This window comes from Brunnivagina elsteri CCALA 953 (assembly GCF_002289455.1).
In the GTDB taxonomy this organism is placed as follows: domain Bacteria; phylum Cyanobacteriota; class Cyanobacteriia; order Cyanobacteriales; family Nostocaceae; genus Brunnivagina; species Brunnivagina elsteri.
This window is the reverse complement of record NZ_NTFS01000229.1, coordinates 1-10,754: the sequence shown is the minus strand read 5'-3', so window position 1 is coordinate 10,754 and position 10,754 is coordinate 1. Positions and strand designations below refer to the sequence as shown.

At 36.4% G+C, this 10,754-nt stretch carries 9 protein-coding genes; 4 read left to right on the top strand and 5 right to left on the bottom strand.

Features of this window, described 5'->3' with window-relative positions; all coding sequences use genetic code 11:
* Positions 1–11 precede the first annotated feature (11 nt).
* Together CK510_RS18850 and CK510_RS18845 are read right to left on the bottom strand one after the other, a co-directional pair.
* Positions 12–941, bottom strand: a complete 930-nt coding sequence (locus CK510_RS18850; protein ID WP_095723171.1) for a type II restriction endonuclease — start codon at positions 939–941, stop codon at positions 12–14.
* Between the two features lie 20 nt (positions 942–961).
* Positions 962–1,903, bottom strand: a complete 942-nt coding sequence (locus tag CK510_RS18845) for a DNA adenine methylase (RefSeq protein WP_095723170.1) — start codon at positions 1,901–1,903, stop codon at positions 962–964.
* A 691-nt stretch (positions 1,904–2,594) separates the two neighbouring features.
* Here CK510_RS18845 and CK510_RS18840 point away from each other — a divergent pair.
* From CK510_RS18840 to cdf31, 4 genes are all read left to right on the top strand, one after another.
* On the top strand, positions 2,595–2,801 hold the full coding sequence (locus tag CK510_RS18840) for a DUF751 family protein (protein WP_095723169.1): 207 nt from the start codon (positions 2,595–2,597) through the stop codon (positions 2,799–2,801).
* 143 nt (positions 2,802–2,944) lie between these two features.
* Positions 2,945–3,370, top strand: a complete 426-nt coding sequence (gene rbfA / locus CK510_RS18835; RefSeq protein ID WP_095723168.1) for a 30S ribosome-binding factor RbfA — start codon at positions 2,945–2,947, stop codon at positions 3,368–3,370.
* Positions 3,371–4,425: 1,055 nt separating this feature from the next.
* Positions 4,426–4,662 (top strand): DUF4327 family protein, encoded by a 237-nt coding sequence (locus CK510_RS18830; RefSeq protein ID WP_095723167.1) that lies wholly within the window; start codon positions 4,426–4,428, stop codon positions 4,660–4,662.
* Between the two features lie 1,294 nt (positions 4,663–5,956).
* Positions 5,957–6,844, top strand: a complete 888-nt coding sequence (gene cdf31, locus CK510_RS18825) for a CDF family zinc efflux transporter Cdf31 (RefSeq protein WP_095723166.1) — start codon at positions 5,957–5,959, stop codon at positions 6,842–6,844.
* A gap of 383 nt (positions 6,845–7,227) precedes the next feature.
* On the opposite strand, the gene guaA is transcribed toward cdf31, so the two are convergent.
* The 3 genes from guaA to CK510_RS18810 form a co-directional block, all read right to left on the bottom strand.
* Entirely contained in the window at positions 7,228–8,850 is a 1,623-nt protein-coding gene (gene guaA / locus CK510_RS18820; protein WP_095723165.1) for a glutamine-hydrolyzing GMP synthase, read from the bottom strand.
* A gap of 432 nt (positions 8,851–9,282) precedes the next feature.
* On the bottom strand, positions 9,283–9,570 hold the full coding sequence (locus CK510_RS18815; RefSeq protein ID WP_095723164.1) for a DUF7734 family protein: 288 nt from the start codon (positions 9,568–9,570) through the stop codon (positions 9,283–9,285).
* 144 nt (positions 9,571–9,714) lie between these two features.
* Positions 9,715–10,308, bottom strand: coding sequence for a DUF3177 family protein (locus CK510_RS18810; RefSeq protein ID WP_095723163.1), 594 nt, complete (start codon positions 10,306–10,308; stop codon positions 9,715–9,717).
* Positions 10,309–10,754 lie beyond the last annotated feature (446 nt).

Sequence of the window (10,754 nt, the reverse complement as noted above, 5' to 3'; positions counted from 1 at the left end):
CTAATATATTCTTAAATTTTATGTTTAATGATTTCTGCTAATAATCCAGAATTAACCATATTTAAATTAAGAGTATAATCAATATAATTAAATGTTTCTTCCAAAGGTTTTAGAGCCGTTTTCCAACCTGAACCATCTGTAATCCAAATAAGTTGATGCTTTTGTGCTGATATAAAATCAAAAAGATATCTATATTCTCCTGCGGTTGATTTAAGCTTTGAACCACCACCACCATAAAAATTTACTTCAATTAAATAAAGAGTTCCTTGATTATTAATTGCAAAATCAAATATTCTACTTGATTTATCAACTTGAACTACTATTCCCCAATCTCTAAAGATTTTAGCCGCATTAACTTGCTTAATATATAAAAAGTTATTCTGACTGCAAATGTGAGAAACTATTTCTTCTGTGATAGTCTCCATAGAAGTACCACCACGATTCTTGCGTCCATTCGTATCTAATCCAACTTCAATACCTAAAACATAGTCAGGTATACTTTTAATAGTTCTGTTAGAAAATAAATCTAATACTCTTGTTTCTTTGACAAATTCAACCGCTTCGTCAATTTCCTGTGGACTTAAAGACTTAATTTTTTCGGGGAAATTATAGTTTTTATACTGAAAATTACCATGCAAAGAATCTGTCAAAATCCGAAAGTTAGAAGTTCTAGAAGCAAGTAAAATAGGGATTACACTCAATATTTCTGGATAAGCAGTAAGCAACTTTTTAAACTCTTGCTCAGTATTATTTTTGCCGATTAAAGTATTTAAAATATTTAAGCGAACTTCAATTTTGCGGAAATTAATCAGAACTTTTTGCCAATTTACAAAATAAGTCCAAGGCCTAATTGAATCAGTCAGAGAATCTTTCAAATAAGAAAAAACTTCCTCGGAACTAGAGCAATTAATCAAATCTTTGAAAATCGGGCTGAACTTCATAATTACTTACAAAAGTTTAATTAATAATTCATTATTAAAAGTTCATTAATTTCTCCACGTTTGGAAGAATTACTATTTATTGAGCGAGAAGCCTTGATTCTTTCAATTCTATATTCACTATAAATATCATCGAAAAAATTATCATTTTGGTCTTGATTTTTAGGGTCTGAATTACTTAGCATCAACTTTCCAGCACCAGCATCAAGCTCTTTAAATAGACTGTTTAACTTTAACTGCTCAGTATCACTAAAATTAGTTTCTGAGTAAGAAGTAAAATTAGAAGTTTTACTAATAGGTCGATAAGGAGGGTCAAAATAAGTAAATGTAGATGAGTCTGAAAATTGTTTGCTAAGTTCAAAATCTCCTAACTGAATCACTGCCTTCTTTAAGGCTTGTGAAACAGCATACAGGTTTTCCTGATTGCAAATTTTCGGGTTCTTATATCTACCGACTGGTACATTAAAGTAGCCTTTAGAATTGACTCTGAATAATCCATTGTAACAAGTACGATTTAAAAAAATAGTTTGTGCAGTTCTTTCTATCCAAGCAAAGGAATAATTATTAATATCTATTTCCTGTTTTCGCAAATTAAAGTTAGTTCTAATTTTATAAAAATATTGTACCTGTTCCTGCAAAGGAAGAGAAAAATATTCAGTTTGAATACGAGATAATTCTTCTATTAGCTCTTCTACATTTTTTTGGATAGTTTTGTATGCTATTATCAGTTCTGGATTAATATCAAATAAATAAAAACTCTGAATTTCCTGATAGTTGGAAGCTAGATGAAAAAAAACTGCTCCTCCTCCTATAAAAGGCTCTATATACCGATTAATTGATCCATCAGCCAAACCTTGCGGAAAGTAATGACTCATTTGTTCTAAAAGTTTACTTTTACCCCCAGCCCATTTCAAAAATGGCTTGGGTTTGGGTAACGACGGTGTTAATAATGGTGGTAGCAACATGTTTCGCTCCTTCGGCAGTAGTGACTTGTTTTTTTCTACTACCTTCATTGTTCTATGACTAGTATAGTTGCTTTGTACTACTAAGGACATACTTTACAAAAAATTGATAAAAGCTGTTGTATCTTATACCAATTGCTAAAAAAATACAAAATTATTTATATTGTCTCTTTCCTAGTATTCTGCCGCACAAACTATGATGGGCAAAGGATTCAACCGCCATAGGCACGGAGTGACTACCCGCAGGGTAGACGCAAAGTACGCCAAGGAAGAAGAAAGAAGGGACATTGAGGAAAATTAAGGAGTTAATTGACTAGGGCAAAGTTTTCTTAGTTGATTAATAACCAGATTTCCTAATTTTGCCTATTATCTTGCGTAATTGGCTGTCTGCAATTAAACCAAAACAATATAATTTAATGGTTAATTCTAAAATCATCATTTACTAATTCTTTTACCACCTGCCCATTTTAAAAAAGGACGCGGGAAAGTTTGTTTGCGAATTTGAGTTAACATTTAACTAATCGTTCACATAGAAATAGGACTTAACTGCTAAATAAGCTAAAAAAATAGATATTGCACTTGCGAATGATATTTTATATTAAATTAGAAAATTTTGGTTCATGTAGATTACAATTAAGAGTGCAAATAACATCAATTCAAACGTATACCATATTATAGGGTTGTATAGATTCAAATGTTTGACGGATTTTGGGACAACGTTTTCCGCTACCCTCGCTACTTTATTTCAACTGTTTTAGGCGTGTTTTTAAGTACGTTTGCACCCCTGGCTCCTTTACTTAAAAATCCAGTGACTCTAATTGCGATTATTAGTCTGTCGGTTAGCGGTTTTATCTTTGTGACATTTACCTTGCGTGCGATGCTGGGTTTAGGTGCTGTATAGTGCATCAAGGCAAATCAAGATAAATATCGTGGCAAGTGCTGAATACGAGCAAAATTAAAATGAGAACCAAATTTTTCCAAATTGCTCGGTTTTAATCGCACAATTTTGTGTAATATAACCTCTCTTGAGGAGGCTTAATTTTTATGGCTACCAATCGCCGTGTTTCTCGCGTTGCTGAATTAATTAGACGCGAAGTCAGCCAGATGTTGCTGACTGATATCAAAGATGATCGTGTAGGGGCTGGAATGGTCAGTGTAACTGATGTTGATGTATCTGGCGATTTGCAACACGCCAAAATTTACATTTCAATTTACGGTACAGACGAAGCCAAAGCTGAAACAATGGCTGGTTTGAAGTCTGCCACTGGTTATGTCCGCAGAGAAATTGGTGCGAGGGTTCGTCTACGTCGTACACCGGAGCTAATATTTATTGAAGACCTTTCAATTGAGCGTGGTACAAAATTATTGTCGCTGTTGAATCAACTTGATATTAGTGATAGTGATAGTGATAGTGATAGTGATAGTGATAGTGATAGTGATGAGAAGAAGGAAAATTCATCGGATAGTTAGTGGTTAATTGTAACTTTACTAACAAACTAGCTTAAGCTACTTGACAGATATGTGACAGACGCGATCGCACTGCGTCTGTTTGAATTTCAATATATCTAGCTCTACCGTTTCCAGATGTTTATCTATCCCGACGCGACTAGCCATATTGCAGACCAGAACTGTGATGCGGATGTGGATATTATGGAACACCGTTAAATTGATAACTGTTTTGCTTTAAAGCATCAGCTATTCTAATAAAAGAAACGAAAATTCACAATAATTAATCAATCATTTACATTAATTGATTATTGCGAATGTCATAGATGTGTAAACTTTTAGACAATGATTTTAGGTATATTACTAGTATCTCGGTAGCACCTAAAAGACTCACTAAAAGCATCTAAGCCATCATTGTTAATCGCAAAACAAAATTAATTTGGATGCATCCTACTCCTAATCAATGGCATTTATTTTTACTAAGTGTAAATACTTCCATTGATAAAGCGATCCCCGATGTCCTGTTTGCGATCGCAAAAGAGATAAATTAGATTTTGTTTAAAAGACTCTTAAGGTAAGGTAAAATAAGTCGGGGAATGGTGTACATTTGCTTTCGTAGCTTGCGGCGGTTTATACATCACTCATCACACAATTAATGCCTGTGCTATCTTAAGGAAGAGCAAAGCTTAAATTGAAGTTAGCCATCCTGCGTAAATTATTAACGACTTAACTAAATCTGCAAGCAATAAGGCTCTTCTGTTGTCAACTTGAGTCTCTAGCATTCTCCATTTAGGACGAATGCTATGTTGTTTTGGTAGCATCAGAGAAGAAGTGTTCTAAATTGATTGTGTAAAGATTTTGACTCTGAAACCTTGCTCGACAAGTAAAAAATAACAAGAATGTCAGAAGTTATTGATTTTTTTCACATTTCTGTTAGATAATTTGAGAATGCATAGCGCCAAAATGGAAATGGTTCAGTATAGCAAACTACAAAACTCAAGCAGCAAGTTTATTATTGCCGTGTTAATTCCAGTCAAAATTTTGGGAACACTATTTACGTGTAATCGTGAGTAAATACCATGAGTGTCAATACGGTGCCTTCTATCAACTACTATTCCCTCGGCGTGATTCAAGACGAAGCACGTCGGCTTGTGCAGAAGGGGGTTGTAAGCAGACAACAGCCAATCTATACTCTGTGCCAGTACATTCCTGCTAGAGAATGGGTTTGTGTTGAGTGTGAATTAGAAAAATGTGACTTTTTGCTGCGCGATCGCATTGCCGACCTAATTGGTCGTGAACAATGGGAGAATGACTAATTCCTTCTCAATCCAGGTTTTGGGTTGGGTGACTTAGAAAACAGCCATAGATTTGACAGCAATAAGGTTTTATAACCATAAAGCAAAGAAAATCCTTGATAAACAATCAGCATTTACCCATCCAAAATAAAACAGCATCTACCTAATTTAGTCATCCGTGAAGCAAAAATATTCAGGTTTGAATTATCAAGATTTATGAATCGAAAATTCTAGTTAAGAAATTGTATCTTGGAAGCTAACTAACATTTAATTCGTGCATGTTTAAACTTTTGCATGACTTCGGGCAATTAGGTTCTGATTTTTATCCTATAATATCGATCGGAAATTGATTTTGTCTTTTGGATGCCTTTAGAAGTTTACTATATGTAATTGTATCAGTTAACTTTTTGTGAGATATTTGTTTCTTTCAGTCCCATACCGGATGAGCAGGGATGCTCTACAGTCGCCATAATGGGGAAACCCAATGAGACACTGCTCTCCATCCCACGAAAATGTTAAAGTTTGTACCATGTAATTTAAAGGTTTGTTGGCGCTAAGTATTTCTACAACAATGGTGTTTGACTTTTGATACTTAATTTTTATATTGCGATTTTTCATCTGCCATTTGCGATCGCTTAATCCCTACGGATATTGCATTTGCTTTCTTAGGCAAAATCCTTGATAAGTCGCAATAGAAAACCAATATCTCATAAGTCCAGTAGAGATTGCTGTAACTCCATAACTATTTCGTTTCACTTGCTTGAGTCATTTTAATACTTTAGGAGCAGTTAAAATCGGCAACTGCTCTTTTTTTATGGAATGAAAGTGTTAATAATTGTAAATTAAAAATTGTTAAATTATAGTTGTAAATAGCTCAAAATCACTAACAACCTTAAAAAGCAGGGCAAACAATCGTGGTTTTCCCTACATCTTATCGAATGCACACTGTGTTTCAATCAACTGAGAACAGCTATATATTACAGTCATAAAATATTAGTGAAAATTCATATCTTCGACTTTGTGAGTTGCTCGGAAATATTAGTTTTTTTTTTAACACCTATAGAAATAATTCCACAGATAGATAAATGAAAACTTTTTAGATAATTAATGAAAAATAAAGTCATTTAGTTGAAAGCGAATAAAGTTGCTTTTATTGAGTGCTTCTGATTAATTAATTAAAATTAATTGCAATAGTAAGCAAATTAAAGTCTCACTTAAAGATACCTATAATCCTTTATTTGTAAGAGCTTTAAATATTTTTATTGGCATAAAAGCTATACAGTATAAGTAGAGGAATGGAAATAAAAAATACTGTATGCTTTACGATAATCGCGCTACTGTTAGAAGGGTTCTAATTATTACGCTATTACTAAATATATTTGTGCTGATATTGAAAGCTATTGTGGGAAATTTGACTGGTTCCCTCAGCTTACTTGCTGATGCTTTACATAGCATAACTGATAGCGCAAATAATATTTTGGGATTGGTTGCTAGTCGTTTTTCTTCACCTGTACCTGACAGAGAACATCCTTACGGACACCAAAAATTTGAAGCAGTAGGTGCTTTGGGGATTGCGGCTTTTTTGGGAATTGCTTGTTTTGAAATTCTTCAAGGTGCGATTGAGAGGATTCTTTATGGTGGTAAAACTGTCAGAATTTCTGCACCAGAGTTGTGGATATTGTTGGTTGTTTTGGGTGTGAATATTTTTGTGGCTTTTTATGAACGTCGTGAGGGTAAGCGAGTGGGAAGTGCCATTTTGGTTGCTGATGCTACCCATACAATGAGCGATATTTGGGTGACAATGACGGTAATAGCTGGTTTGATTGGTGTGTGGTTGGGGTATCAGTGGTTTGATATTGTTTTAGCTTTTCCCGTTGCTCTGATGGTATTTTGGAGTGGATGGATGGTGTTGAAAGAGAATTTACCTTGGTTAGTTGATGAAATTGCGATCGCACCAGAAACAATTCACGCGATCGCAATTTCGGTTCCTGGGGTGGTAAATTGTCACGATATTGCGTCTCGTGGTGTTGTGGGAAGACAAGTTTTTATCGAAATGCATCTTATCGTTGATGCTGGTGATATTGAAACTGCTCATCACATTACTGAAGAAGTCGAGAAACTTTTGGAAGAAAAATTTAATCCTGCTAGAATTTTGATTCACGTCGAACCTCCTAGCTATCAATCAAGCCAAATTAGTTATTAATGATACTTACATAAAGAATTATTTATTGAGTTTGTAACAACCGTAACAATTTAACTGTACTTATCAGCAAAAACTAGCAAATAAATTAATACAGTGATTTGATATTCAGTAAAAATTCCGAAGTAAAAAAGCTTTACACTTTCTTACAATTCAATCATTCTCACGGTTACACACATAATTCCTAAGTCCAAATACTCGATTTATAGAAGGCATTAATACCATTTTCTTTGCAGTCATGGTTACTCTACTTGCCTCAATATTTCGAGATAATTTGGACTTTTTGCTTTTTACTTTTTACTTATTGGGTATTGGGCATTGGGTATTGGAAAATTAATATTTATTAACTCCTAACTCCTAACTCCTAACTCCTAACTCCTAACTCACTATTCCCACTCAATCGTTCCAGGTGGCTTCGAGGTAATGTCGTATACTACCCGATTTACACCCTTAACCTCATTTACAATGCGATTGGAAATTACTTCCAATACATCATAGGGAACCCGTGCCCAGTCTGCGGTCATACCGTCTTCGCTGGTGACTATCCGTAGTACGATTGGATAAGCGTATGTACGTTGGTCGCCCATTACACCAACACTTTTTACTGGTAGCAATACAGCGAATGCTTGCCAGCAGTCGTGATACAAGCCATTCTGGTTAATCTCTTGCCGGACAATTAAATCGGCATCGCGTAAAATATTTAACTTTTCGGCGGTAACTTCTCCCAAAATACGAATCGCTAAACCAGGACCTGGGAAAGGATGACGGTTGACGATTTCTTCTGGTAATCCAATATTGCGTCCAACTTTACGAACTTCGTCTTTAAATAGCTTCCGTAGAGGCTCCACAAGTTTAAATCGCAAGTCTTTGGGTAATCCACCGACGTTGTGGTGACTCTTAATTTTCACTGCTACCCGTTCCCCTGTTTGCAGGTCAACATTGGTATCGGCTGACTCAATTACATCGGGATATAAAGTACCTTGTGCCAGATAATCAAAGGGTCCAAGCCGTCTTGACTCTTCCTCGAATACTCTGATAAATTGATGCCCAATGATACGACGCTTTTCTTCGGGATCGGTGACTCCGGTGAGGGAATTGATAAAGCGATCGCGTGCATTCACATACTCTACGGGAATATGAAATTCTTCTTTGAATAACTTGACTAAACGTTCAGGTTCCAGCTTCCGCATAAAACCTTGGTCGATAAACATGCAGGTCAGTTGATCGCCAATTGCTTTGTGTAACAAAAATGCTAGGGTTGAAGAATCAACTCCCCCAGATAGGGCTAGTAGAACCCGCTTGCTGCCGACACGGGCGCGAATTTCGCGGATTGATTCTTCGACAAAGGCTTCAGTTGTCCAGATTGGTTCGCAGTCGCAAATATGATAGACAAAATTACGGATTAATGCGAATCCACCTAAGGAATGTACGACTTCGGGATGGAATTGTACCCCATACAGCTTTTTGTCATGACTTGCGATCGCAGCACAAGGTGTATTCTCTGTATGTGCCAGCAACTCAAAGCCTGCGGGCATCTGCGTCACCGAGTCGCCATGACTCATCCACATTGTTGTACCATCTTCAACGTTGGTGAGTAAGTCTGTGGGGTCATCGATATACAGTGAAGCTTTACCGTATTCTCCACGACTGGCACGGGAAACTTCCCCACCTAGTTGCTGCACCATTACCTGCATCCCGTAGCATACACCCATTATGGGAATTCCCATCTCCCAAATTTCTGGGTCACATTGGGGTGCATTCTCGTCGTAAACTGAACTTGGTCCTCCGGAAAAGATAATTCCTTTCGGATTTAGTTGACGAAGTTGCTTCGCTGTGGTGCGATAGGAAAGGACTTCCGAATATACTTGAGTCTCACGAATTCGACGAGCGATTAATTCTGAGTACTGGGAGCCAAAGTCGAGAATAACAATCATCTGACGATTGACTAGCTTCACAGACTGCGAAGCCTGAGACGCTTCTTCTGTTAGTAGAGTCACCACTGTATTCATGGATGGGGGGAGTGTAAATGTAAATGCGATAAATTGCCCTGAGCTTCAAAATAGATACCATCTTGGCTATACGTGGGGGCGCTAAACGTATAGATGGACTCCTCACAAACGCATATTAACGACGCTTGCATCACCGAAAATTTATAGATGGTATTAGATAGAAAAGATACTTATGGGGATTGTTTATGATTATTCATAATAAATTAGCATAAATTTGTGTTTAGGGAACAAGCAGTTAGACTTTTTACAATATCTTGATGCGATCGCAAAGGTCAACTGTTAATAAAAATGCTTGGTATGTAAGGGTATACATACAGATAGAGTTTTCTGTATAAAATCTTAAAGTTGCCCAAATTCCAATCCCAGAGCAAATCAGACCAATCTCAAAGTAGAACTTCAAGACGATATTTTTGTTCTCAAACTGTTCAGTAATTAACGAGTATCAGCCAATCGAGTTTGCATTATTTCCCAAGACAATCCTTGTTCGAGATAGCGAGGTGCATCGGGATTATACGGACTTACTGCTCTATCGATTCTAAGTATTTTAGCACCATCAGGTAAAACTGGGACATCGGGGTCAAAGTTTGTAGGACGTACTAAGGAACTAGAGAAGCCTTTAAATATGGCTATTTGGTCTTCTTCGCCGTTAATTTCGACTGTGACGAGTAAGACTTCTTCAGGGTGTTTAATTGTGTATTGTTCGAGTCTTTTGCCAATCATAAAGCTAGGTAGGGAATTGGTTATTAACGTTACAGTGTGGGTAATATAACACTTCTAGTTTTGATGAAATCAGGGCAAACAACCGTTTGCCCCTACAGTATTCTCGAACGGCGTATTTTGCTGTGTGCTTTGCCGCTCTAATTTCTATTGTTCCACTGCTATGCGTCCTTGTTTGCCAAGTTTGACGAGAACGAAGTAACCCAAGAAGAGAACGTAAATAATTAGACCTAAAATACCTAAGACTCCCAGAAAAGGTGTTTTGGTATTGGCATGGAAAATTCCTTTGAAGAATAAAGGTGCTTCAAACCACACTTGGCAATAATTTGACTTGATTGCACTGTCAGAGAAGCCACAACCAAGAAATGGAACTGATGCGATCGCACCTAATCCAAAATAAACAGTTGTAGCCCATCGCCATGATGTAAAAATTAATTTGAGCAGGTTATTGGGTTGATATTCGATTTCATCATTTAAATCTACCCAAAACCATAATGACAGGGGAATCAAAATACGTGCTATCAAACCAGAGACAAAGCTGATCGGGTATTGTGCGATCGCTAAATAAAGAGTTATTAAGAGCAAACTCCCAACTCTCCAGTAAATCCCTAGCAAGTGCTGGATTGTTTGGCTTTTTTGGACGAATGCCCAGATGAATAAAACTAAAGGTACAATTAGCGCAAATAATAGCGCTAGACGAAAATCAAGCCAGACTAGCCAGCGAAACCAAACTTCTTTCATAATTACTCAACAAAATTACTAGGGCAAAATTACTCAATCTCTAAATCGGTATATCAATCAACAAGGCTACGGAGAAGTAGGTCTCGATTGTTGCCAGGGTACACCATTGTTATGCCTAAACCTATGTATTAAATAAAGTAATTTAGGACTTTATACGAATTAGTAGGGGAAAATTCCGATATGAGCATAATCTTTAGTCGGGATGTAAACCATGATTGTATAATAAACATTCTCTGCGGCAGGTAGGAACTTACGTTTCTAGAACCCTATCCATTATTTGCTACTTTAAATCATTGCTGGTGCTAGTTTTCCCAGAGTCAAGCAGAATAATAACGTCTAATACCGGGTAACTGCGGAATCTTCAGTATATTATACTACTTAAGCAATTCAGTATTCTATTTTTCGTAATGACTGTAAAGATACTTGTTTAATTACTTATTACAAAC